22 protein-coding genes are annotated in these 25,809 nt (G+C 50.9%); 7 read left to right on the top strand and 15 right to left on the bottom strand.

The features are described from left to right. Positions 1-112: 112 nt before the first annotated feature. Complete coding sequence (locus tag QP938_01625; protein WIO74625.1) at positions 113-2,659, top strand: ABC transporter permease; 2,547 nt, start codon at positions 113-115, stop codon at positions 2,657-2,659. A gap of 147 nt (positions 2,660-2,806) precedes the next feature. Then, the gene (locus tag QP938_01620) at positions 2,807-3,427 is read left to right on the top strand and encodes a redoxin domain-containing protein (protein WIO74624.1); all 621 of its coding nucleotides are present in this window, start codon (positions 2,807-2,809) and stop codon (positions 3,425-3,427) included. A 56-nt stretch (positions 3,428-3,483) separates the two neighbouring features. On the opposite strand, the gene QP938_01615 is transcribed toward QP938_01620, so the two are convergent. The 6 genes from QP938_01615 to QP938_01590 all read right to left on the bottom strand — a co-directional run bounded on the left by QP938_01615 (position 3,484) and on the right by QP938_01590 (position 10,638). Beyond that, entirely contained in the window at positions 3,484-3,969 is a 486-nt protein-coding gene (locus tag QP938_01615) for a hypothetical protein (GenBank protein ID WIO74623.1), read from the bottom strand. A gap of 167 nt (positions 3,970-4,136) precedes the next feature. Beyond that, positions 4,137-5,543, bottom strand: a complete 1,407-nt coding sequence (gene lpdA, locus QP938_01610) for a dihydrolipoyl dehydrogenase (GenBank protein ID WIO74622.1) — start codon at positions 5,541-5,543, stop codon at positions 4,137-4,139. A 139-nt stretch (positions 5,544-5,682) separates the two neighbouring features. Beyond that, complete coding sequence (locus QP938_01605; protein WIO74621.1) at positions 5,683-7,296, bottom strand: 2-oxo acid dehydrogenase subunit E2; 1,614 nt, start codon at positions 7,294-7,296, stop codon at positions 5,683-5,685. 14 nt (positions 7,297-7,310) lie between these two features. Next, entirely contained in the window at positions 7,311-8,327 is a 1,017-nt protein-coding gene (locus QP938_01600; protein ID WIO74620.1) for an alpha-ketoacid dehydrogenase subunit beta, read from the bottom strand. Between the two features lie 4 nt (positions 8,328-8,331). Further along, positions 8,332-9,573, bottom strand: a complete 1,242-nt coding sequence (locus QP938_01595) for a thiamine pyrophosphate-dependent enzyme (GenBank protein WIO74619.1) — start codon at positions 9,571-9,573, stop codon at positions 8,332-8,334. A 318-nt stretch (positions 9,574-9,891) separates the two neighbouring features. Then, entirely contained in the window at positions 9,892-10,638 is a 747-nt protein-coding gene (locus QP938_01590) for a hypothetical protein (protein ID WIO74618.1), read from the bottom strand. Positions 10,639-10,775: 137 nt separating this feature from the next. On the opposite strand from QP938_01590, the gene cysZ reads away from it, so the two are divergent. Further along, the gene (cysZ, locus tag QP938_01585) at positions 10,776-11,567 is read left to right on the top strand and encodes a sulfate transporter CysZ (GenBank protein ID WIO74617.1); all 792 of its coding nucleotides are present in this window, start codon (positions 10,776-10,778) and stop codon (positions 11,565-11,567) included. 498 nt (positions 11,568-12,065) lie between these two features. On the opposite strand, the gene rhlB is transcribed toward cysZ, so the two are convergent. The 3 genes from rhlB to QP938_01570 form a co-directional block, all read right to left on the bottom strand. Beyond that, complete coding sequence (gene rhlB, locus QP938_01580) at positions 12,066-13,382, bottom strand: ATP-dependent RNA helicase RhlB (GenBank protein WIO74616.1); 1,317 nt, start codon at positions 13,380-13,382, stop codon at positions 12,066-12,068. A 163-nt stretch (positions 13,383-13,545) separates the two neighbouring features. Further along, on the bottom strand, positions 13,546-14,154 hold the full coding sequence (locus tag QP938_01575) for a DoxX family protein (GenBank protein WIO74615.1): 609 nt from the start codon (positions 14,152-14,154) through the stop codon (positions 13,546-13,548). A gap of 34 nt (positions 14,155-14,188) precedes the next feature. Then, a complete protein-coding gene (locus QP938_01570; protein ID WIO74614.1) occupies positions 14,189-15,700 on the bottom strand; it encodes an FMN-binding glutamate synthase family protein in 1,512 nt (503 codons plus the stop codon). Positions 15,701-15,889: 189 nt separating this feature from the next. Here QP938_01570 and QP938_01565 point away from each other — a divergent pair, with 189 nt between their 5' ends. Beyond that, positions 15,890-17,275 carry an MATE family efflux transporter gene (locus tag QP938_01565; GenBank protein ID WIO74613.1) on the top strand — a complete coding sequence of 462 codons (1,386 nt, stop codon included), beginning with the start codon at positions 15,890-15,892 and terminating at the stop codon, positions 17,273-17,275. On the opposite strand, the gene QP938_01560 is transcribed toward QP938_01565, so the two are convergent. Both QP938_01560 and amrS read right to left on the bottom strand, forming a co-directional pair. After that, complete coding sequence (locus tag QP938_01560; protein WIO74612.1) at positions 17,269-17,466, bottom strand: CPXCG motif-containing cysteine-rich protein; 198 nt, start codon at positions 17,464-17,466, stop codon at positions 17,269-17,271. The genes QP938_01565 and QP938_01560 overlap by 7 nt on opposite strands. 21 nt (positions 17,467-17,487) lie before the next feature. Further along, on the bottom strand, positions 17,488-18,582 hold the full coding sequence (amrS, locus tag QP938_01555) for an AmmeMemoRadiSam system radical SAM enzyme (protein WIO74611.1): 1,095 nt from the start codon (positions 18,580-18,582) through the stop codon (positions 17,488-17,490). Between the two features lie 64 nt (positions 18,583-18,646). Between amrS and amrB the strand changes: the two genes are divergently transcribed. The 3 genes from amrB (at position 18,647) to QP938_01540 (ending at position 21,302) form a co-directional block, all read left to right on the top strand. After that, on the top strand, positions 18,647-19,429 hold the full coding sequence (gene amrB / locus QP938_01550; GenBank protein ID WIO74610.1) for an AmmeMemoRadiSam system protein B: 783 nt from the start codon (positions 18,647-18,649) through the stop codon (positions 19,427-19,429). 46 nt (positions 19,430-19,475) lie between these two features. Further along, on the top strand, positions 19,476-20,102 hold the full coding sequence (gene amrA, locus QP938_01545) for an AmmeMemoRadiSam system protein A (protein WIO74609.1): 627 nt from the start codon (positions 19,476-19,478) through the stop codon (positions 20,100-20,102). A 177-nt stretch (positions 20,103-20,279) separates the two neighbouring features. Continuing rightward, positions 20,280-21,302 (top strand): rhodanese-related sulfurtransferase, encoded by a 1,023-nt coding sequence (locus tag QP938_01540; GenBank protein WIO74608.1) that lies wholly within the window; start codon positions 20,280-20,282, stop codon positions 21,300-21,302. A 145-nt stretch (positions 21,303-21,447) separates the two neighbouring features. Here QP938_01540 and prmC read toward each other — a convergent pair whose 3' ends face one another. The 4 genes from prmC to hemA all read right to left on the bottom strand — a co-directional run bounded on the left by prmC (position 21,448) and on the right by hemA (position 25,683). After that, a complete protein-coding gene (prmC, locus tag QP938_01535) occupies positions 21,448-22,281 on the bottom strand; it encodes a peptide chain release factor N(5)-glutamine methyltransferase (GenBank protein WIO74607.1) in 834 nt (277 codons plus the stop codon). 11 nt (positions 22,282-22,292) lie between these two features. Then, a complete protein-coding gene (locus tag QP938_01530; protein WIO74606.1) occupies positions 22,293-22,922 on the bottom strand; it encodes a class I SAM-dependent methyltransferase in 630 nt (209 codons plus the stop codon). Between the two features lie 18 nt (positions 22,923-22,940). Then, positions 22,941-24,026 carry a peptide chain release factor 1 gene (prfA, locus tag QP938_01525; protein ID WIO74605.1) on the bottom strand — a complete coding sequence of 362 codons (1,086 nt, stop codon included), beginning with the start codon at positions 24,024-24,026 and terminating at the stop codon, positions 22,941-22,943. Positions 24,027-24,396: 370 nt separating this feature from the next. Then, positions 24,397-25,683 (bottom strand): glutamyl-tRNA reductase, encoded by a 1,287-nt coding sequence (gene hemA / locus QP938_01520; protein WIO74604.1) that lies wholly within the window; start codon positions 25,681-25,683, stop codon positions 24,397-24,399. Between the last annotated feature and the right edge of the window lie 126 nt (positions 25,684-25,809).

Genomic DNA, 25,809 nt, shown 5'->3' with positions numbered 1-25,809 from the left:
TCGAAAAGAACTGATAAGAATTGCAAAGAAATGCAAAACATCAAGAATTCCTTTAAGAGCTGGTCTAAAAAGTACATTAAGAACAAGGAACAACAACAAATGGACATATAGAATGATACTTCACGGCATTTGCACAGCTTGGCGAAACCTTCTCAAACAACCAGCTCCAACCCTAATCAATATTTTAACACTTGCTATAGGCCTTACAGCAGCGACTACGGCAATTATTTTCCTTTATTATCATTTGGGTTTTGAGAAGCAATATACTGACTCAGAGCAAATATATGGGTTAATTTCGTCCACCCCCACATCAACGGGGGAGCCGGCCGAATCCAGTAGAAGCATCTACCTATACAACAGACAAATTCTTGACAGATATCCGGATAAGCCATCTACAACATATGGATCCAATATCTTCCAAAATTCCATGGACGACCAATCAGACATTTATGTTGGAAAGAAAAAAGTCAATCGCGAAACCTACCTAAAAGCGGATGAATCATTCTGGAATATATTCGATATCCCTTTCATTGCCGGAAACCCTGACACCGCTCTATCCGAGCCAAACACATTGGTAATGACTGAATCGGCCGCCAAACGATTTATCGACGATCAGGAACCGCTTGATAAAACCATAGACCTGAATAACACCCCAATGACGGTAGTTGGAGTCATTCCGGATTTCTCAAGTCAAACCATCCTGAATCCGGACTTTGCCAAAAATACTGCACTTGGCATGGGGAGCCCCGGGAAATTTAGTGGACTTATCATTTCCTCCAACAGCAAAATCGAAAGTATTGGTCAAAGAACCTCTCCGACTGAAACCTGGGGAGAAACGGAATTTGTCACCTCATTCCTGAAAGTCGCAAATACCTCAGAAGTAAATCGCATTAATCATGATCTAAATAAGCTTATAGAAAGTGACAACCTTCGACATCCTGAACTCTACAATAGATATGCCCAAGCCCCACCCAAACGCAACTTCTTTCTGGCACCACTTCAAGGCCTTCACCTTCGAGATAAAGGGCAGTCAAGCACAGCCATTAACTTCAACAGCTGGAAATTTTTAGTCATTTTGCTTTCAGCTGTATCAGTTATTTTATTTGTTGCCTGCCTGAACTCCACCCTGATCAGCACCACCCTTTATCAACGTAGAACTACTGAGATCAGTATTCGAAAAGTAATGGGCGCCAATCAATCAACAATTACTCGCCAGTTTTTTTCTGACTCCTTACTTACAACCTTACTAGCCACAACTTTTAGCGCAATCTTTATAAGCTTTAGCATACCTTGGATTAATACAACAATGATCACCGATCTTGATCATTCCTGCATTCTAACTCCAGAATTTATTGGTAGCATCCTCGCATTAGTGACCATCATCAGTATTGTTACCACTTGGTATCCAGCAAAAATTCTCGGAAACACCAGCCCATCAGCAGCTCTTGAGAATCAATCTGGCTCCACGCAAGGCAATAAACTACTAAACACCCTAACAATTACTCAATTTGTATTATCAACTACTCTATTTTCCGTATTTATCGTAACCCTGCTTCAGGTAAAGCATATTTCCAACCTGGACATTGGACTAAATTTTGAAAACATGCTGTCATTTACAGTATCATCCAATCCGCAATCATTCACAAAACAAGACATTATCAGAGAAAAAATCTCCCAGCATCCACACATACGATCAATATCTTCTGGCGATGCAATATCAGGAAGGGTATACACACCAGAATCAATAAAAATCCCTGGATTCAAAAACATAACCAATATCAATTCAATACACTTTAGTCACATAGACCCTAATATATTAGATCATTACCAAATTGAGCTACTGGCAGGTAACGATTTTTCTGACAAAATCAAATCCATGAATCAGAAAGAGCGCCTCAAATTATTTGCAGACTCAAACTATAAAATTGAAGTATTACTTACAAAACGGGGCTTAAAGAAACTTGGCCTCAAACATCCGAGCCAAGCAATAGATGCTGAAATTATTGACAAATCCGGCCAGAACTTCATTGTCATTGGAGTAGTTAACGCGTTCCCGGAAATAACTGTGAACAATCACTTCAACAGCACCGACGTTCTTTTTCCTCGTGGGGGCTACATAAACATGTTCTCTGTTCGCTTCAATCCTGAAAAATCCGGAATAGCTAGAAGTCATATCCATTCGGTTTATAAAGAGGTCCTGGGCAATGAACCAAAAATTGAATTTGCAGACCCTAAGCCGTTAGCACTAAGAAACCTCACCAAACAGCTATCTGAACCAATGAATCAACTCGCCCCTCTGGGCATAGCCGCTTTAATAATTTCACTCCTGGGCCTATATGCCATTAGCCTGCTCAATGCCCAGCGACGCACCGCTGAAATTGGTATCCGCAAAGTTCTTGGTGCATCCATTAAGAAACTGGGAGGGCTGATGGTTTTTGAAAGCTGTAAACCCCTGCTGATCTCTTTGATTATCGGGCTACCGGCAGGCTATTTAATCAGCAAGCACTTCTTGCAGGGTTTTGCAGCACAAGCACCTATTGCTTTAGTGGTGTTTGTACTAACGCCAATAATTGTGATGCTAATTGCAATTCTCGTAACACTTAACCATGCATTGCATACCGCCAAATGTGATCCGGCAAATGTACTGCGAAGCCAGTAATAGTCAACCGACTGACATCAAGCTATTGAATCTCTTTTTGGGAGCTGTTAGTTGTCATACTTTGTGTTTGCACTTCTTGCTCGAAAGTGAACTTTACAGCTGGATTCGCTCTAACCTTCATCGCCACCAAACCTATGGACAAATGACATGAAGGTTCTCAGCACATTTTTTGCTTCAATTGTTTTTGCCAGTATGAATGTCCTGGCAGACTCATCCACTATTGCCGAATCCTCCACCGGCACCAGCGCCCTTACCAAAGGCACCACCATTCCTGCGGTATCGATGACAAGTGTCAATGGTGACCAAGTAGACCTCAGCAACTTCAGTAAAACACCAACCATAGCCATTTTTTATCGAGGTGGCTGGTGCCCGTACTGCAATCGCCATCTCAGTGCTATCCAGGGCATCAAAGATGAGCTGAGAGAAATGGGTTACCAGATTGTTGCTATCAGCCCGGACAAGGTGGATGAACTAAAGAGAACCAGTGAAGGTCAACAACTGGATTACCAATTGCTGTCCGACAGCAAAGGCGACGCTGCTCGCGCTTTTGGTATCGCCTTTGATGCGGCCAAGGAATACAAACCCAAATACGGCGAACGCGTAGTGGGTATGCTGGAGAATGCCTCCGGAGAAACACACCACCAGCTGCCAGTGCCGTCGGTATTTATTCTGAAAAACGGAAAGGTTGAATACAGTTATTCCAACCCGGATTACACCGTGCGCCTGTCGGCAGATGAGTTACTGGAAGCGGCCAAAGCCAATCGATAATAAATGTCTGCAACTGGGGAGCATATCAAGTTGAGACGCTCCCCTATCAAGCTTTATCAATTTGAAACTGATACCTCAGCCATTTCGTTTTTGCAGCTCTCGATTTCTTCTTCTACTATCGACAGTTCCCATTTGTCATTACCAATATCGTGATCGTGCACAGCAGTCATCAAGTAACGGGTACAAGGCTTGATCAACAAAGTGTATTCCCGGTACCAGATTCTGCCATCTCCTTTGCCATAGGAGATTGAATTTTGATAAGAGGTACCTGTACCGTTTCTTGGTACATAATGATTCTGGGCACCATTAGAACGTTCGCCTGCATATTTGGTACTGGCCAACTGAAAGCGGTGAACCCCCGGCTTTAAACGGTAATAACTGGGTGTGCCGCCCTTACGCTTTCCATCTATACCGAGCATTACCACATCATACGCATAAGCACCATGCAATGAAGTATCCCTAGAGCCATCAAAGATTGCATATGGCGCATTTGACGCACACCCCGTCAAAACCAACAACAATGCAAAACCTACTATTTTCATAATTCAATTCCCTTATTATTTATTCGTTCCCAGGCTTTTTCGCCTACTGACATAACGAATAAAGAAGGAAATCTGGGAACTGACCATAAAAAAACCGAGCTTCATTCAAAGCTCGGTTTTTTTCGTCTCACGTCTCACGTCTCACGTCTCACGTCTCACGTCTCACATCAAATATGAATCGCATGCCCCAAAGTAGCCAGAGCCGCTTCAAATGTGCCTTCGGTGAGGGTTGGGTGAACGTGGATAGTACCTGCAATATCTTCCAGGCGTGCTCCCATTTCCAATGCCAGGGCAAATTCACCAGACAGCTCGGAAACATGTGCACCGACCGCATGAATACCGACAATAACATGGTTATCCTTGCGCGCAGTTATTCGCACAAAGCCACCGTCAGAGCCCGCATCCATTGCCAAAGCGCGACCGCTGGCCGCAAACGGGAATTTACCGGTAATAACATCGATACCTTCGGCTTTAGCTTCATCCGGGGTCAAGCCCACGCCACAGATTTCCGGCTCGGTAAAGCACACCGCAGGAATAGCCACCGGATCAAACACGCGGCGCTGGCCGGCAATAATCTCCGCCACCAACTCACCCTGCGCCGAGGCCTTGTGCGCCAGTAGTGGCTCACCTACCAAGTCACCAATAGCCCAGACATTTTTCATGGAAGTGCGGCACTGATTGTCGACTTTCACAAACGGGCCGTTCATGTCGACACACATATTTTCCAGTCCCCAGCCCTTGGTATTCGGGCGGCGACCGACGGTGACCAGCACCTTGTCTGCCAGCAGTTCCTGCTCGTTGCCGTCGGCATCGGTGTACTGCAGGTAGGTTTTGCCATCTTTCTCGACAGTCCCCTTGGCTTTAGCTTTCAGGTGTACATCGACCTTGTGCTTTTTCAACCACATTTCGATTGGGCGAGTCATCTCTTTGTCGTAGATCGGCAAAATGCGATCCAGCGCTTCTACGAAGGTGACATTGGCACCCAGTTTGCGCATCGCCATGCCCATTTCCAAACCGATATAGCCGGCACCCACCACCACCAGATTCTCCGGCACTTCGGTCAGCTGCAGAGCCTCGGTTGAGGAGATAACATTGCCGCCAAACGGCATAAACGGCAGTTCGGTGGAGACAGAGCCATTAGCCAGAATCACGTGTTCGGCAGTGATAGTCTGAACGCCATCAGCAGTCTCGACATCGCATGTTTTACCATCGCGAAACGTGGCCCAACCTTGCACACGTTCGACCTTGGCTTTTTTCAGTAACTGACCAATACCTGTGGTGAGCTTTTTGACGATACCGTCTTTCCACTCCACCACACCAGCCATATCCAGTTCCGGCTTGCTGGCGATGCTGATACCCATATGAGCGCCGTCAAAATGCTTGCTCATTTCTTCAAAACGGGTAGCCGCGTGAATCATTGCCTTGGATGGAATACAGCCCACATTCAGACAGGTACCACCGGGGTTGGCAGCTTCCACAATCACTGTATCCAGGCCCAACTGACCGGCACGAATTGCGGCCACGTAGCCGCCTGGGCCAGCACCGATTACCAGGACTTTGCATTGTTTTTTCATTGTGAAAAACCTCTTGGTTCGACGCATGGCGCCGGACGTAATGCACTTTGTATTCTCGTCATTCCCGCGCAAGCGGGAATCCATTGGCTCCGTAGACAGATGGATCCCCGCCTGCGCGGGGATGACGGAATATCAAGAATTAAATAAACAGGGTCGCTGGGTGCTCCAGAAGCTGCTTAACGCGCTGAATCATCTGCGCCGCATCGTAGCCGTCGATCACGCGATGGTCGAAAGACGAGGACAGGTTCATCATCTTGCGTACTACAATCTGTCCGTCGCGAACAACGGGACGCTCAACCATGTTGTTGGTGCCGATAATGGCCACTTCCGGGTAGTTGATTACCGGGGTATGCACCAGTCCGCCCAGCGGGCCAAGGCTGGTGATGGTAATGGAACCACCGGTCAGCTCGTCCTTGGTCGCGGTGTTGTTTTTGGCAGCATCGGAAACGCGCTTCATCTCGTTGGCCAGCCCCCACACATCAAGTGCTTCAGCGTGCTTGACCACCGGTACTTTCAGGCCGTCATCGGTCTGGGCAGCAATACCCATGTGAACGCCCTCGTAGCGGGTGATCACGTTGTTGGTGTCATCAAAGGTGGCATTGAACTGCGGGAATTCACCCATAACCTTGGATACAGCCTGCATGATGTAGGCCAGCAGGGTCAGCTTGGGCTGGTCTGCGGTGCGCGTAGCATTCATGTGCTGACGCAGCGCTTCCAATTCAGTAACGTCGATCTCCTCCACATAGGTGAAGTGAGGAATCTGACGCTTGGACTGCTGCATTTTCTGGGCAATCATGCGGCGCAGACCGCGCACCGGAATTTCCGTGGTTCCAGTCTTTTTGGCTTTTCCAGAGGCTTTGGCGGCAACTGCCAGCTTGCCGCCAGCAGCAATAAAGTTATCCAGGTCTTCGTGCTGAATGCGACCGGCCGGGCCGGTACCCTGTACATCGGCCAGGTCGATATTGGCATCCAGTGCGCGGCGACGTACTGCTGGAGAAGTGAGCACTTCTCCGGACGCAACCACCGGAGCTGCCACTTGCGGTGCCGGTGCGGTAGTTTGTTGGACAGGAGCCTGTGCAGCGGCAGGTGCCGGATTGGCAGCAACCACCGGCGACGACGCCTCCACAGACGGCGCATTGCCGGCGCCATCGACAGCAAACACAATCAACTCAGCACCAACAGCGATCACATCTCCGGCAGCACCGGCGAGAGATACCACAGTACCCGCTACCGGTGCAGACAGCTCAACGGTAGCCTTATCGGTCATTACATCGGCAATTACCTGATCCTGCTCAACCACATCGCCAACCGCAACATGCCATTCGGCAATTTCGGATTCGACCGTGCCTTCACCCAGATCCGGCAGCTTGAAGACAAAGCGACCGCCAGCTACGGGCGCGGCAGGCTCGGACTTTTGCTCGACTGGCTGGGGCGCTTGTTCAGGTTTTTCTTCAACCTTTAGCTCTGTCGCAGGTGCAGGAGCAACCTCGGAGGCAGCGGCATTACCATCGCCATCCACGTCAAAACGAATCAGCTCGGAACCAACTGCAATGATATCGCCCGCCTCACCAGCCAGGGATACCACCACACCGGCAACCGGTGCCGTCAATTCCACATTGGCCTTGTCGGTCATCACATCGGCGATGTGCTGGTCCTGCTCTACTCGATCACCGGGCTTTACGTACCACTCGGCAATTTCTGATTCAACGGTGCCTTCCCCAAGATCCGGCAACTTAAATACATAGTGACCCACGTTTGAGCCTCCGATTATTTGACGTCGAGCGTCTTATTGATTGCTTCCAGAATACGATCCTGGCCCGGGAAGTAGTCCCACTCCATGGCGTGTGGATAGGGGGTGTCCCAACCGGATACACGCTGGATTGGTGCCTCCAGACGCCAGAAGCACTCTTCCTGAACCTGTGACATGATTTCCGCGGCAAAACTGCCAGTACGGGTTGCTTCGTTCACCACTACACAACGACCGGTCTTGTTGACCGAGGCGGCGATAGTGTCGATGTCCAGCGGCACCAGTGTGCGAATATCGATAATCTCGGCATCAATGCCAGCTTTCTTAACCGCGGCCTCTACCACATGCACCATGGTGCCGTAGGTAACGATAGTGACATCGGCTCCGGCACGGATCACTTCGGCCTTACCCAGCTCCAGGGAGTAGTAATCTTCCGGCACCTCACCTTTCGGGTGTGTACCCCAGCTCACAGCTGACTGGTGTGGATTGCCGTCGAATGGGCCGTTGTAAAGGCGCTTCGGCTCCAGGAAAATCACCGGATCATCACACTCAATAGAGGCAACCAGCAATCCTTTGGCATCGTAAGGATTGGAAGGCATCACCACTTTCAAGCCCGGCACATGAGTGAAGCAGGCCTCTGGACTTTGCGAGTGAGTCTGGCCACCGCGAATCCCGCCACCACAAGGAGAGCGAATGGTCACCGGCGCAGTGAACATGCCATTACTGCGGTAGCGTAGCTTGGCTAATTCGGAAACAATCTGGTCGTAAGCCGGGTAGATATAATCGGCAAACTGAATTTCCACCACCGGGCGCAAACCGTTTACACCCATACCAATCGCAGTGGAGACAATACCGCCTTCGGAGATCGGCGCGTCAAACACGCGCTGCTTACCGTACTTCTCCTGCAGGCCGTGGGTCACGCGGAATACGCCGCCAAAGTAACCGACATCCTCACCATAGATAATGACACTTGGATCTTTGGCGAGCAGGTTGTCGTGCGCCGAGTTCAGCGCCTGAATCATATTCATTTTTGCCATAACGCTACACCCCCAGCATCTGACGTTGTTTGCGAAGATGTGGCGGCATCTCTTTATAAACCTGCTCGAACAGGGCAGCTGTGTGCGTATGCGCCATCTCGGGGTCGTTGATGTTGCCCATGGCGTCAACCTTGCGCCAGCATTCGGTCACGTAGGTCTCCAGTTCGGTAGCCAGTTCTTCGTGCTGCTCCTGGGTCCATTCACCAATACTGATCAGGTGATCCTTGAGGCGCTCAATGGGGTCGCCCAGCGGCCAATGTAACGGCTCATCTTTGGGACGGTAACCGGTGGGATCATCACTTGTAGAGTGACCTTCCACACGGTAGGTATACAGTTCAATTACAGTGGCACCCAACCCGGCGCGGGCGCGTTCGGCGGCCCACTGGGTAGCAGCGTAAACTGCCAGGAAGTCATTGCCATCAACCCGCAACGCCGGCAATCCGTAACCGATACCGCGCGCAGCAAAAGTGGTGTTCTCACCACCAGCAATGGTTTGCGGCGAAGAGATCGCCCACTGGTTGTTAACGATATTCAGGATACAAGGTGCGCGGTAGGTAGCGGCAAACTGCAAGGCATAATGGAAGTCGCCCTCGGCGGTGGAGCCATCCCCTGTCCAAGCCAGGGCAATATGATCTTCACCTTTATAGGCCGAAGCCATCGCCCAGCCAACGGCTTGTGGATAATGTGTAGTCAGTGGACCAGAGATTGAGAAAAAGCCTTTTTCCGCCGACGAGTATTTGATCGGCAGCTGCTTGCCCTGCATCGGGTCAAGCTCATTGTTCATCACCTGGCACATCATCTCGCTGAACAGGTCGGCTCCGCGAGTCAGAAAAGCGCCCTGCTGACGGTAAGTCGGGAACAGCATATCCTTGTCATCCAGCGCCATGGTAGCTGCGACAGCCACAGCCTCTTCGCCAGTACATTTCAAATAGAAGGACATTTTTGCCTGACGCTGCATTCGGAACATGCGCTCGTCGTATTTGCGGGTCAGCAACATGATGCGCAAACCCTTGCGCAACTCATCGGCATCTATCTTCGGACGCCACTCACCTTTGGCCTCACCATTGTCGTCCATAACGCGGATCAGGCTGTAAGCCAGATCGCGCATCTCGGCAGGATTGGTATCAACCGCAGGACGCTTTACGGCACCAGCGGTACCTACATCCAGATGGGAAAAATCAGGTTTGTCACCGGGACGAAACATTGCGTCCGGCACGTGCAACTTGTTCTCAGCGCTATGACTCATGCGAGTAGCCCTTCTATTCTCAGAACGTAATTTCTCTGCAGGGGGCTGCCAGTAAAGGCAGCATGGCTTTCGTCCGCTGTATTTAGCTTGGATCAGCGAGGTATTAAGCCGGCAGAAACTCTATTGGGGGATCAATTATTCTCGTCTGCCACAAACCTGTAAACACACGGAATGATCAACACACAACCAACAAAGATTCAAATTGGACACAAAACGGTCCACTTTGGACACAGAAAAGCTCAAAAGGCTGTTCGACTTTTAACCAACAGAAAACTGGGAGGCTGCCGAACAGCGAACAGCCCCCTTACAAACCATCAGTTAATTGCCAATGCCTTTAATCATATCCTTCAAGCGGCCCTTCTCTTCCTCAACTCGCTCTTTCACGTTGTCACGAAGTTCGTCAACCGCACCAGAGTTGGCAACTGCCTTTATCGCTTCTTTGTTAATGGACGATAATAGCTGCTGAATCACTTCGCTGGCTGAAGCCCCGTTGGATTTTTCACCAATTCCGGTGAGATGTATTTCCGGCAAAGTCACAGTGGTGGTTTTACCAGCCATCAGAGAGTTAGTGTAGTGAATCTGGCCATCGGCTACTTTCAAATCGCGAATAATCAGTTTTTTACCCGGCTCGGTAGACTGAGTCTCCGCCGGCTGGGAGCTACCCGGCCCCACGGCACTTTCAATATTACGTTGAAGCGCTTTAAGGTTGCTGCCTTTTGCTGTCTGTTCAAAGGTGATTTCGGGCGCCCTCACCAATACTCGCTCAACGAGAATGGTGTCTGACAGGATTGAGCCTATGTCCAGATCTACCTGCACCTCACCCAGCGAAAACGCTTTGGCATCGGAAAAGCCATTCGGGTTGGCTACCGCCAAATCACTGAGCCCTGCGCTGCCGCTCAAAAACGATAGGCTCACTCCACCCAATGTCACCTCGGTTTGGGTAAATTCCGGCCCCAGTGTCTCAACCGCTTCCTTCACTACGCGGTCCACATAAGCCAACGAAATAATTACCGCCGCAACAATTACCACCACAACGCCGGCCAGCAATCGCAAAATCCACTTCATTTTTTACTCCCTGGTTGTTATCGAAGTTCAATTATCAGGATAATGTGTCGACAATTATCCCTGAAACCGAATAAATAGAGCCTGCTAGCATTGATTCAATTAGTCTTATCAGGCCCTAACAAAGGTAGCCTGTTTTTATGATAACTAACACCCTCTCCGGCCCCGGTTACTTACTGAAAGGCTTTGAATTACTAAAAAACCGCAGAGTTCGGCCATTCGTAATCGCACCGATACTGATCAATATTCTGCTTTTTATCGGTCTTACCATGGCGGCGATTAACGGGTTTCAGGACGTTATGGCCTGGGTTACCGCCAAGGTTGATGCGCTACCTGCCTGGTTACATTGGGTAGGATCCCTGCTGTGGGTTCTCTGGCTGATTTTTGCCGCCCTGGTTCTGCTGGTTTATGCCTACACCTTCACCCTGATTAGTAACCTGATTGGCTCCCCTTTTTATGGCCTGTTAGCCGAAAGGGTCGAGGAAGTTTTGAGAGGCAACAGCAATGAAGAGCCGATGACTACACAACGGGCCATGAGAATCGCCGTCAGTGCCATCAAGCGCGAGTTCATTAAACTGGGTTACTTTCTGCCGAGAAGCATCGGTATCGGGGTATTGATCCTGGTATTAATCTGGGTGCCGGGAATCAATCTGCTGTCATTTCTGGCCCCGGTAATTACCTTTTTGTGGGGCGGTTGGAATATGACATTGCAGTATCTGGATTACCCAGCGGATAACAACGAGGTAAGTTTCAGCACCCTATTGCAGCAAGCCAAGCAGCAACGCCAGCAGGCGCTGGGTTTTGGCGGCCTGGTACTTGGAGCAATGGCGGTGCCAATTCTCAACCTGTTTGTAGGTCCCGCTGCAGTGGCCGGTGGCACCGCGATGTGGCTGGATAAGTATCGGTCGGAGGCATTGCCTGCGGAGGCCTAGACCGACGTAGTCATCTGAGTACTCAACTTTGTCATCCTGAGCGCAGCGAAGGATCTCAGATAGCTATTCCAGGTAGGTTGGATTTCGCCCCCGAAAATTCGGTGTGCGCCTGCGGCGTACTGAATTTCTTACGCTGGGGGCGAGTTTCTTTTCTTTTTGCCTTCCCAAAAAGAAAAGAAACCAAAAGACAAAGCAAAGCTTTGGGCGCCGAAGCTCTGCGAAGGCGGTCCGCTGGACCGAGCGAAACGAGTCAAAAAAGGGCTAAAAGAGCTTCACCTTCTTGGCAGAGAATTGTACGCCCCCTAAAGATCCACTGACTCCCCAGGTGGCACTGCTATGTCCATTGTTTTGAGCCGTCCTACCCAAAGATTTCTCAATGTGCCACGCCGAGCACATCATTCCCACGACAAACTTTGCCTGGGAAGCCGAAGGGTGATAACAAAATAAAGACAATAAAAAAGGCCACTATATGTGGCCTTTTTAGCGACTGAACGGCTGTTAAGCCAGCAACTCTTCCGGCGGTTGCTCACAAGTCAGCTTGTGCTCTTCGCCCAGCAGCTGCTGAATCGGTTCCAGCAGGAATGCATCGTCTTCACAGGCAAAGCTCACTGAGGTGCCAGACTTACCGGCACGACCGGTACGACCAATACGGTGGATGTAGTCTTCCGGCTCTTCCGGCAGAGTGAAATTCACCACGTGGCTGATGCCGTCGACGTGAATACCACGACCTGCAACATCGGTAGCTACCAGCACTTTCAGCTTGCCGGACTTAAAGTCTTCCAGAGTGCGAACACGCTTGTTCTGGGGAACATCACCGGACAACAGGCCAACGTTGAAGCCCTTCTTCTGCAGGCGCTCCTGCAGGCGGCGACACTGGTCGCGACGGTTGGCAAATACAATCACGCTCTCCACTTCATCCTGGTTGATGATGTTGTAGAGCAGGGAAAACTTGTCTTCGTTAGCAGTGAGGTAGACCTTTTGATCCACTGTTTCAGCAGCGGCGCGCTCGGCTTCGATTTCAATCATTACCGGGTTGTGGGTCCATTGCTCGGATAACGACATCACTTCCGGAGTGAAGGTGGCACTGAACAGCAGCGTCTGTCGATAATCGCCTTTCGGGGTCATGCGAACGATGCGGCGCACCTGGGGAATAAAGCCCATATCCAGCATGCGGTCGGCTTCGTCGATAACCAGAATTTCCACCTGATCCAGATAGACATCACGGCTGCCTGCAAAATCGAGCAGGCGACCCGGCGTTGCCACCAGAATATCAGCTACCTTGTCATGCAGTTTGCGCTGTTGCTTGCTGTAATCCATACCGCCCACCAGAGTATGGATGGTGAGGTCGGTGTACTTGCACAGTTCCTTGGCATCGTCGGCAATCTGCATCACCAGCTCACGGGTCGGGGCGATAATCAGCGCGCGCGGCTCACTGGCATATCGCTCTTCTTCCGGAATCGGGTTCTTCAGCAGATCGTCGATAATGGTAACCAGGAACGCGGCTGTCTTGCCGGTACCGGTCTGGGCCTTGCCGACCACATCGTGACCCTGCAGGGTGTGCGGCAGCGACTGGGCCTGAATAGGCGAAGCATATTTAAAGCCCACCTGAGCAATGCCCTGCATCAGCTCCAAATTAAGGTCCAGGTCGTGAAAGCGCAACTTGCCCTCTACCGGCTCAACCTCGAATTGGGACAGATCCCACGACTTGTTGGAATCACCTCCACCGGAGCGGCGACGACGGCGACGGCGGCCGGATTTATGAGCAGATTTGGCGTTCTCGGCCTTGGGGTGTTGTTCGTTGCTATTGCTTGACAAAACGCTGTCCAATTTTTAACCAGTTTCAGGAAGCGGCGGATTATAACAGAGTCTGTTTGCAGATGTGCGAGCAGGCGTCTGGGGATTTGAGCGTGATGCGGCTCACTTTGGTCGCCAAATCCCGTGGGCGAGTATAACTCAACAATATATTTGAGCTTCGGTGTCAGGTCGTTTTACAAAACCGGCGGCATAGCCAGTAATCCACGCTTACAAAGCGACCACCGCCGGTAAACATCAAACTCAACAGCATAATAAAGTAAGTTGCCGCGAATTCTATGCCGTTGTTCAGAATGGTCACTGTGCCCTTGCCGGTGAGCCAGTGGTAATTTCCCTGTTCCCGCAAAATGGCCAGAATTGCCTCCTTGCGCTCAGCAGCAGCTAGCACCCGGTCATTGGCCAGCCAGCTCGATGCATCGGAAATGGCCAGCCAGCCGTTGTCCCAATGCACCGCAAAAATTGCCACCAGCATGGTGGCCATCATTGGAATTGCCAAAACTCGAACGCCCAGCCCCAGCAACAATAGAAAGCCGCCAAAAAACTCAGTGCCTCCAGCCAGCGCGGCCATCACCTCTGGCATGGGCAATCCCAACCCCCAATCGGGATTACCAAACCAGGCGGCAGTACTTTCAAAACGCTCAGCATTGCCAATCTTGTTCCAGCCTGCCTGCATCAATACCGGTGCCAGATAAATCCGTAGTAACAGTGGTGCGAGAAAATCCGCTTTGCCGAGCTGATTAAAAAAGCCATTGTGCAACACCATCAGGCTCTTCATTCTTCTCTCCTATTAAAACGGCAGCATTCATTTACTACAGTATTCGAATCGGCTGATCGCGCTGATCATAGAGTGTTTGTAATGACACCGAGCGTCCCGGCTCCACCACAATACGGGCGTGACGTCTGGTCAACTGGCGCGGTTCTGGCACACCGCAAGAGTGAGCAATCACCCCCACCTCATACACCATGTTGCGTGCGTAATTTGCCACTCGCACTGCCTTGTCAGTGGGGTCGAGTCCCGCCTGCAGTTTTGGATCATGTGTCGTAACACCGGTAGGGCAGGTATTTTTATTGCACTGCATCGCCTGAATACAACCCAGCGCAAACATAAAGCCCCGTGCCGCCACAACAAAGTCTGCGCCAGCGCACAGCGCCCAGGCAACATCACCCGGATTGATCAGTTTGCCGGAAGCAACTAATTTGATGCGCCCACGCAGGTCAAATTCCTCCAGCAAATCCGCCACCTGCGGCAGACTTTCCCTAATCGGCATGCCGGCGTGATCCATCAAGCTCTGTGGTGCTGCGCCAGTACCGCCATCGGCGCTGTCCAGGGTAATAAAGTCCGGTGCGTACTCATGGCCGCGCTCACTAATGGCAGTAAAGAGATCTTCAAAAAAGCTGGTACCACCCATTACCATTTTGAACCCCACCGGCTTGCCGGTAACTTCCCTTATCCGGTTCAGGCTGTCCAACAGATCACTGACTGTGCGAACATTCTTGTGACGGTTGGGGCTGATTGAATCCTTCCCAACCGGTATACCGCGAATTCCTGCAATCTCTTCCGTTACTTTCAACCCAGGTAAAATACCGCCCTTACCGGGCTTTGCTCCCTGACTGATTTTTAATTCGAACATTTTTACCTGTTCAATCGCAGCCACTTCACGAAGTTTCTCCTCGCTTAAATTACCCGCTGCATCACGAACACCGTAATTGGCTGTGCCAATTTGAAAAACAATATCGCAACCCCCCTCCAGGTGATACTGACTCAACCCGCCTTCACCGGTATTCATCCAGCAGCCAGCCTCCGCTGCTCCGCGAGACAGGGCTTTCACCGCTGGCTTGGAAATGGCACCAAAGCTCATACCGGAAATATTAAAAAATGACTTGGCGGTAAATGGGTGTGGACACTGTGGACCAATTACTACCGGCTCGGATTCGCAGGCATCCTCACTCAGGGTTGGAAATGGGGTGCTGACAAACAATACAGTGCCAGGCACATCAATACGCTTTGTAGAGCCAAACGGCTGGGTACTGTCGAGGTTCTTGGCGGCGCGATACACCCAGCTGCGCTGGGCTCGATTGAATGGCATCTCCTCCCTGTCCATGGAGAAAAAGTACTGCCGGAAAAACGCACCCAAGTGCTCAAACCAATAACGCAGCCTGCCTATTACCGGGTAGTTGTGTCGAATCGCATGGCGGGTTTGGCGAACATCAATAATGTACAGTATCGCTAAAGTGATGCCACCCAATACGAATATGGCTAAAACCGATACCGCAAACACATTCAAAACGAACGCGGTCAGCGTCATAGATTCACCCGACATCACAGCTCCCTGTACTTTGGCAATATTTTGAAAAAAATCGATAATCAAGCCTAAACCAAGCTCCGACACCTTTCTACCGAAACCTTTTGCGGCTATGCTACAGAACGCTTATCGTTGCTTGTCGCATCAGCGACCTTCTTTTGAAAGATAGCAACTGCTATTAGTTCCTAATTTCTGACCTACACAATAATGAACGATCAAACCGCCCAACACAGCTTTTGGCGTGAAGCCAACCGTCTGTTTCGCTTTGGACTGCCACTGGTTATCGGCCAGGCCGCGGCCGTGGGTATTGGTTTGACTGATGTATTTATGGCTGGCCAAGCCAGTGCCAATGACCTTGCAGGCGTTACGCTCGGCAATAGCCTGACCATTTTTGTATTTCTGATCCTTGGTGGAATCCTGTTTGCCAATGGGCCAATGCTGGGCTTCCACTTTGGTGCCAATGATCGCGAGGCTGTTCGCAACCAGTTCCATCAATGTATGTGGCTGGCATTGCCCTTGGGCATCATCGCCACCCTGCTGATGATTTTTGGCATCTGGCTGGTAGGGCAACTGGGCGCTGAGCCGGAAGTAGTGGATATCGCACGCCAATATTTGTACCCCATGCTGGCCACGGTATTTATGTACCACTTGATGTTCTGGAAACGAACCACCCTGGAAGCGGTGAATGTGCCGCAGGCCGTCATGGTGGTAAATATCCTCGGCCTTTTACTGAACTATGTGCTCGATTATGCACTGGTATTCGGCCACTTCGGTCTGCCAAGACTGGGTGGCGCTGGTTGCGGCTGGGCCACATTAATTGTGGTCACCCTGCAAACATTGTCGTTTTTCTTATGGCTGAAGTACGGACGCACGCCGCGCAAGTTCAACTTATTCAGCGAATGGTACAGACCGAAATGGGAAGATATTAAAGCGATCCTCAAGGTAGGCTTGCCAATCGCCACCACCATCATGTTTGAGTTCAGTTACTTTGGCGTTATCCCGTTGATTGTCGCCAAACTGGGCTCCGAAGTGGTGTCAGCCCACAGCATTGCCCAACAGATAGATGCCTTTATGTTTATTGCGCCACTGGGTATTGCCCAGGCGATTACCATCGCGGTATCCCACAACATAGGTGGCAAGCGTCACAACATGGCACGGCTCAGTTGTAAAGTGGGGCTGATATTGATTGCTGCCATCGCACTGGTACAAATGACTGTTTACCTGCTGTTTCCTGAAGCACTGGCGACGCTGTTCAGCGACAACAAATCCGTGCAGGTAATCACCATCGAGCTGATGGCCTTCGCCGCCGCCTTCCGGCTGATGGATGCTCTTGCGGTTGGTGCAATGGGCGCATTGCGCGGTTTTAAAATTACCCGCTCACCAATGTACATACAATTTGCAGCGTTCTGGGTGGTGGGTTTCCCTCTTGCCTATAGCCTGGCGATGACGAGCTTCTGGGGTGAGCCAATGGGTGTGGCCGGCTTTTGGCTGGGTGCGGTTGTAGCATTGAGTGTGTCGGCGCTGTTGTTAAACGTTATGGTTTGGCAGCATCAGAAAAAACAGGAAGATACCTTGCTGGTGCAGGATCAGTAGGTGTCATTTTCGGTACGCACAAATACTGTAACACCACCTTTTGAATTTAACTCCACTGCAATAACAATGGGCCGGCAACAGACCTGACAGTCTTCGATATATTCACTCGAAACTTCGTCGGCACTCACTATAATTTCAATGGACTCTCCACAGTAAGGACAGGAAATTGAGTGCTCCTCCAAAGCTTTCATAAACCGGGTTCACCCTGAGTACTATGCAATCCTGACCGGCATTCTTCGCGCTCCCCACTCTCCCGGCTCGCCCTCAAATAACCCCGGCACCTGATAACCACACTTGCAGCACTGACCATCGGCATTAATACCCCACTCTCCCAGAACATACCAGTCCCGTTCAATCAGTAACGCCCCACAACCAGGGCACCAGGTACTGCTACCTAAACGGTCGTGGACATTACCGGTGTAGACATAGTTCAGACCATTAGCCATAGCGATATTACGGGCGCGCGTGAGTGTAGTAGCAGGCGTATGGGGATGATCGAGCATTTTCCAGTCCGGATGAAATGCGGTGAAGTGCAATGGAACATCCACACTGAGATGGTCAGCCACCCATTGGCTGAGTTTGTTAAGCTCTGCATCGGAATCATTTTCGCCGGGAATCAGCAGAGTGGTTATCTCCAGCCAGGTGCCGGTGTGATGATAAATATACTCCAGGGTTTCCAATACCGGCTGCAGTTCCCCACCGCAGATTTTTTTGTAAAAGCTTTCAGTGAACGCTTTCAGATCAATATTGGCAGCGTCCATGTAATCGTAAAACTCGTTGCGCGCTTCGCTGCCCATATAGCCGGCACTCACGGCAACACTTTTTATACCCTGTTCGCGACATGCCACTGCCACGTCCACGGCGTACTCCAAAAAAATCACCGGGTCATTATAGGTAAATGCGATACTGCGACAGTCGAGTCGCTTGGCCGTATCCGCCAACTGCCCGGGCATTGCTTCAGAGGCGAGAGTATCCATCTCCCGTGATTTACTCATATCCCAGTTCTGGCAAAATTTGCAGGCGAGGTTGCAACCGGCTGTGCCAAAAGACAGCACCGGAGTGCCCGGCAAAAAGTGATTAAGTGGCTTTTTCTCAATGGGATCGATACAAAAGCCACTGGATCGGCCATAACTGTAGAGCACTACCTGGTTATTTTCGCGACCACGCACGTAACACAGTCCACGCTGTCCTTCTCGCAATTTGCAGTGGCGCGGGCATACATCACACTGCAGGCGGCCATCATCAACTTTGTGCCAATAACGGCCTGGGAAACTGGCGGGAGGAGTTTCAAGCATATCGAGGGTCATAACACCCACCTCCGGGTGAAAACAATCTAGACTTACCTTAAAGATAGCAGCCTACGACCCATCCATGAGTATTCGTAACCCAGCCGTTGCCGGCTTGTTTTATCCAGATAACCCTCACGAATTACAGCAGACGGTCAATCAACTGCTGGAGCAGGCTAAGCCCAAAACTATCACACCAAAAGTTCTGATAGAGCCACATGCCGGATACATCTATTCAGGTCCGGCAGCAGCAGCCGGGTACCGGTTGCTGCCAGCCATAGCTGACCAAATCCACAAGGTTGTACTGCTGGGCCCGTCTCACCGAGTTTCCCTGCGAGGCTTAGCCCTTCCAGACTGCGACCAATTCATCACCCCCTTGGGTAATATCCCTATTGATCAACAGCTGGTGAATAAAATCAGTTCACTGCCACAGGTTGTCAGAATGGCCGAGGCACACCTTCTGGAGCACTCACTGGAAGTTCAGCTTCCTTTTTTACAAACGGTGTTAAATCAATTCACGCTGTTGCCACTGGTAGTTGGCGATGCAAAACCTGCTGAAGTAGCCGAAGTTCTGGCAAGTGTCTGGGGCGGCGAAGAGACATTGATTGTGATCAGCACTGATTTAAGTCACTTTCACAGCTACCGGGAAGCCAACCGTATTGACACCGAAACCAGTGAAAAAATTCTCAATCTGGATGCCGACCTGCACGGCAACCAGGCCTGCGGCTGCCGCCCTCTGAATGGGTTGTTGATGCTCGCCAAAGAAAAGCAGCTGCACATTCACGAGCTGGCCAGAAACAATTCTGGCGATACTGCTGGTAACAAAGACAGTGTTGTCGGCTACGGCACCTTTGCACTTTATCCATGAGATACTGGCAATCGTCCGGTAGTGAATTGCACTACCGACTGTTTTAATGATAGCGTCAGTACCGAGCAAAACCCCGGAGCAAAATGCAATGCCGGTAGAGAATAAAAATTTTTTGCCAGTCGACCCACTTAATCAAAGCCTGCTACTCAAGCTAGCGAGAGACAGTATTCGTTGTTATCTCGCCACCGGTCGTGAAGCACTGGTGGAATCGAGCCACTTTCCTCCTTCATTGCAGCAGGATGCTGCCTGCTTTGTTAGTCTTCACATCAAAGGCAAATTGCGCGGCTGCATTGGCACCACCCACGCTTACCGGCCACTGGTTCACGATGTAGTCCATAATGCGCATGCCGCGGCTTTTGAGGACCCTCGTTTTCCCCGCGTTAAGCGTGAAGAGGAACCGGAACTGCACATCGAAATTTCCATACTCACCACTCCACAACCGCTCTGCTTTACCAGTGAAAAGGATTTGCTGGAACAACTGCGTCCTGGAGAAGACGGCTTGATCATTCAGGAAGGGGTACACCGCGCTACCTTCCTGCCGGCGGTGTGGAACAGCCTGCCCGACAAGAAAGATTTTTTGCAGCAATTGAAGCTGAAGGCCGGACTGGGTACCAATCACTGGTCTGATCGCATTGAGGCATGGCGTTACAAGACCATTACCTTCTCTGAGTAGAGCAAAGCTGTGCTTAGGGCCTGTTGAACCCGCTCTGACCACAGCCAGAGCTACTTGGATGCGGTCAAATTCCCTTATTCAAACGATGACAAATCTGTCTATTTTCTATACAATCCGCACCCGTTTTTAACCCCAGTGCTCCGGATTTACGTTCCGGCCCGCAACGAGGAATATTGAATGTCTGCATCACCCCAGGCCACTGCTGGCCAGTACGTCGTGTGTGCGATGTACAAGTTCGTTACTCTGAACAACTACAAAGAACTCCGCGAACCTCTCCTGGCCACTATGGAAGCCAATGGCATTTGCGGCACGCTGCTGCTTGCCAGCGAAGGTATCAACGGCACTGTGGCCGGTTTCCGTGACGGCATCGACGCCCTGCTCAATTGGCTACGCCAACAGCCGGAGCTGGCCGATATCGATTACAAAGAGTCCTACACAAACGTTAAACCTTTCCTGCGCACTAAGGTGAAGCTGAAGAAAGAGATCGTCACCATGGGTGTCGAGGGTATCGACCCGAAACGGGTGGTTGGTACCTATGTGAAACCACAGGACTGGAACGCACTGATCAGTGATCCGGATGTGATACTGGTTGATACCCGCAACGACTATGAGTTTCAGGTGGGTACTTTTGAGAATGCCGTAAACCCGAACACCACCACTTTCCGTGAATTTCCGGAGTATGTGAAGAGCAACCTCGATCCTGCCAAGCACAAAAAAGTGGCGATGTTCTGCACCGGTGGTATTCGCTGCGAGAAATCCACGGCGTACTTGAAAGAACAGGGTTTTGACGAGGTATATCACCTTCAGGGCGGCATCTTAAAGTACTTGGAAGATGTCCCTTCTGAAGAAACAATGTGGAAAGGCGAATGCTTCGTATTTGATGATCGCGTTACTGTTAACCACGACCTTGAGCGCGGTGAATACGACCAGTGCAATGCCTGCCGGATGCCAATCACCAAAGAAGATCAGCAGAGCGAGAAGTTTGAACACGGTGTCAGTTGTCCGCACTGCTTTGACAAAACTTCCGCAGAAGACAAAGCCCGATACAAAGAGCGTGAAAAGCAGATTCAACTCGCCAAACAGCGTAATGAAATTCACGTTGGGGGCGAAGCGGCTAAAATTATTGAAGAGCGCAAGCTCGCCAAACGTTTAGAAAAAGAGCGTCAGCGTGAAGTAGACCGATCAGCTGCGCAGCAATAATTTTATTCTTTAAAATGAGCGGCTTTCTGGCCGCTCTTTCACGTGTAAATCAAGAGCCACTGGATTGCCACGCTACGCTCGCAATGACGAAGTAACTCGGACCGTCATTGCGAGGAGCCAAAGGCGACGAAGCAATCCAGTGACTTCACCCTGCAACCCGCCCCAAACTAATTCGATCATTGCCAGACAAGTCCTGCCGAGTAGCAACCTCTGTAAAACCACTCCCGGAAAAAACCTTTCGCACCGCTTCACCCTGATCATAGCCATGCTCAACAACCAGCCAACCACCAGCATTTAATTTCTGCATGGCCCCAGATGCAATAATCTCTATATCCGCCAAACCGTTATTTTCTGCTACTAACGCGGTTCGCGGCTCAAACCGCACATCGCCTTGCGAAAGATGTGGATCGAGTGGGTCAATATAAGGAGGGTTGCTGACGATCAAATCAAAAGTTTGATCCGCCAGACCTTCAAACCAGTTGCTCTGCACTACCGATACATTTTTAAAACCAAGCGCAGCACGATTACTTTCTGCTAACGCTACAGCGTCAGGCTGAACATCTGCTGCGACAATTTTCCAGTGCGGTTTTTCCGAGGCGAGAGCAAGAGCAATGGCACCAGTGCCGGTACCGAGGTCGACAACATGTGCCTGCTCTGGCAACGGCAATTGCAAAGCGGCCTCTACCAGCAGCTCGGTATCCGGACGTGGAATTAAGGTGGATGAATTTACCTGAAGCGGCAGTGACCAGAACTCCCGGACACCGGTCAGGTGCGCTACCGGCTCACCTTTCTTGCGCCTATCAAGCAGAGCTGAAAAAAGAGCCTCCTGTTGCTCGCTAAGCACTTCATCCGGCCAGGCAAACAGGTAACTACGTGGTTTTTCCAATACATGGCAGAGCAGAACTTCTATATCCAGCCTTGGCGTAGTGCTGATGTTTTCCAGCTCAACAGCTCGGCGCAAATGTTCGGCAACAGTCATGGCAGCTCCGCTCAAAGGTGACGATACAATGCGTAGATATAGGGACGCGTGCCGCCAGCAGGCGTTGTGAATTGGTAATGTTCGTGAGCCACCAGCTCAAAGCGCTCGCCCATACGCCGGGACAACTCTTCCAGTGAGTAACGGTGTACAGCAAGGCCAGCACAGGAGCTTGCGCCATCACTGGCAAACTCCGCAAATAACGCATAGCCACCTTTAGAGATTACCCTGCGCAGATTATCAAAATACTGACTGATTTCCTTTTCACCCAGTAAAAAGTGGAGCACTGCCCGGTCGATCCAGATATCAGCCGAAACCTCTGCCTGCAGTGGCACACTGATATCGTGCAGCAACCACCGGCACCGATCCGGCGCGGTACACCGCTGCTTGAGTTCCTCAAGCGCACAGGTACTCACATCGTTAAGTATCAACTGGTACTGGCGCTGCAACAGCGCAGAAACAATTCCCGACCTACCGACACCGGGCAAAAATATCCGCGCCGTTGCGGGCAGCTCGGCGAGGTCGAGATATTTCAGCGTCTGACCAACATCTTGTTCATACCACCCCAGCTCCTGATCGGCCTTGTGGCTAAAAATGTCATTCCAGTGTTCAGCGCGCTGCTCTGTGGTCTCGGCAGTTTTCATAATTACTCTTCAGCTTCTTTACCCTTCAGAAAGCGCAGCCAGCTGATCCGCCTGGTATTCGGTAATCAACGGCTGAACCACCTCTTCCAGCTTGCCCTGCATAATCTCTTCAAGCTTGTATAAGGTGAGGTTGATGCGGTGATCAGTCACCCGCCCTTGCGGATAATTGTAGGTGCGAATTCGCTCTGAACGGTCACCGCTGCCCACCAGGGAGCGACGGGTATCGGACTGCTCCTTGGCCACAGCATCCTCCTGGGCCTGCTGTAATTTCGACTGCAGGTGAGCCATCGCTTTAGCCTTGTTTTTGTGCTGGGAACGTTCGTCCTGACACTCCACCACCACGCCGGTTGGAATGTGGGTGATGCGAATCGCCGAATCGGTGGTGTTAACGTGCTGGCCGCCAGCACCGGAGGAACGGAAGGTATCGATACGCAAATCCGCCGGATTGATCTCAATCGCTCCCACCTCATCCGCTTCTGCCAAAATAGCCACTGTACAGGCGGAGGTGTGAATGCGGCCCTGGGATTCTGTCTCCGGCACTCGCTGCACGCGGTGTGCACCCGATTCAAATTTCAATTTGGAATAGGCACCTGAACCCACTACCCGGCTGATAATTTCTTTATAGCCACCATGCTCACCATCGCGGGCGCTGATTACTTCTACTTTCCACCCTTGAGTCTCCGCGTATTTGGTGTACATGCGGAACAGATCCCCGGAAAAAATGGCTGCTTCGTCACCGCCCGTACCGGCACGAATTTCCAAAAACACGTTTTTAGCGTCGTTGGGATCTTTCGGTAACAGCAGTTTTTGCAATTCGGCTTCCAGTGGCTCCAATGCTGCTTCACCCTCTTTCAGCTCCTCCTGCGCCATTTCTCGCATATCGGGGTCGCTGTCTTTGAGCATGGTTTTAGCTTCATCAATATTGGCAAGTACCTGCTGATACTGCTGGTAGGTTTGCACCACCGGCTCCAGCTCGGCGTACTCGCGGGACATGGCCTGGAATTTTTTCTGGTCGCCAATCACATCCGGATCACCCAGCGACACCCCTACTTCCTCATAGCGATCCAGCAGGTGTTCCAGTTTGTCCAAAATACTTTGTTTCATGAGAATTTCTCTTGGGGCCTGTTAACACTAATTGAATATTTTCTGCTGAGGGCCATTTTTTCGGCCAGCAAGGCAGATGGAGTAATGTGTAGTCATTCTACATGAACGACTGATAACGCAGCTGGACGGGAAAATGGCCTCAGCCCTTCGGGTTGTGGCTAAAAAAGCCCCATTCTGCGTTATTCGTCGTTTATTTGGAGCAACCAAACTACTCTCCTCATGCCTTGACTGGGGCTTTTTTAGCCACAACAGTAAACATTCAATTAGTGTTAGCAGGCTCTAGTGGCTTTATATTCTGTTTAAAAAATATTTACACAGTGAAGGATAGGCTCGCCCCTCCAAGAGAGGCTGCAAACAGAAAAGAGAGTCGCTAAGGCTCTTCTTTTTTAGGGTCGGTATCTTCGGCAGATTGGTGCAGACCAAAAAGATGATTCGCCCACTCAATGCGCTCCTGCAACCCCTCTTCACTGGCTTGCTTCAAGCGAGTGGTGGGTTCGTGGAGAAACTTATTCGTGAGATTGCGGGCAAAGGATCGCAAAACCTGTTCGGCCTCATCGCCACGCTGCAATGCCCGCAGCGCTTTTTCCAATTCAGCATCGCGCAATTCGGCTGCATTGTCGCGCACTGCGCGAATTGTATCGACAGCACCAAGCGCTCGAATCTGCCTGCGCCACAGGGCAACACCCTGCTCGATAATCTGTTCCGCTTTGCGGGCAGCGTTTTCTCGCGAACGCATATTTTCGTCGATTACCTCTTTCAGGTCATCGACAGTATATAAATAGACATCATCCAGCTGCCCTACTTGCGACTCAATATCCCGAGGCACTGCGATATCCACCATAAACATCGGGCGGTGTTTGCGAGCTTTCAGGGCAGTTTCCACAGCCCCTTTACCGAGTATTGGCAACTGGCTGGCTGTAGAGGAGATCACAATATCAGCGCGATGCAGGCATTCAGGGATATCAGAGAGTAATATCGCTTCAGCGCCGAACTTTTCCGCCAACTCTTGGGCGCGACTGAGAGTACGGTTGGCAACGGTAATACCACCGATGCCTTTTTCTTTCAGGTGGCGCGCCACCAGTTCGACTGTTTCACCGGCACCAATCAACAGTGCGTGTTCTTGACTGAGGTCGGAAAAAATCTGTTGACCCAGGCTTACAGCGGCATAGGCAACCGATACCGGATTTTCACCAATAGCGGTTTCGGTACGCACTTTCTTTGCCACCGAAAAAGCCTGCTCAAATGCCTGCCCTAATTGCCCGGCAATGGTACCTGCCTCTCTTGCCACGGCATATGCAGATTTTACCTGGCCGAGAATTTGCGGCTCGCCCAGCACCATGGAGTCGAGACCACAGGCCACCCGCATCATGTGACGAGTAACATCGGCTTCGCGGTAAAGGTAGTGGCAGTCAGCCAATTGCTCATTGCTCAACGCATGGTACTGGCGGAACCAGCTCAGCAAAGCCTGCGCTTCAGCATCACCGGAGCAATAAACCTCGGTGCGATTACATGTGGACAGTATTACTACTTCGTCCAAACCCACTGTATCGCGTGCCTGCTGCAGGGCATCAATCATTTTTTCCGGGGCGAACGCCACCTTCTCACGGACATCCAGTGAGGCGGTGCGATGATTGATACCCAAAGCCAGGAAATTCATATTGATGGTTAAATTACAACAAAGCGTGCAATTTTCGGTGATTGAGGGGTAGTAACACAAGGGGCAGGGTTACTTATCCGAAACAAAAGCCGCAAATGGGCGTCATAGAGGGTGAACTGCACTGCT

Source organism: Porticoccaceae bacterium LTM1, assembly GCA_030252795.1.
Classification (GTDB): domain Bacteria; phylum Pseudomonadota; class Gammaproteobacteria; order Pseudomonadales; family Porticoccaceae; genus SCSIO-12696.
The sequence above is the reverse complement of the archived record's forward strand: the minus strand, read 5'-3'. Positions and strand labels throughout refer to the sequence as shown.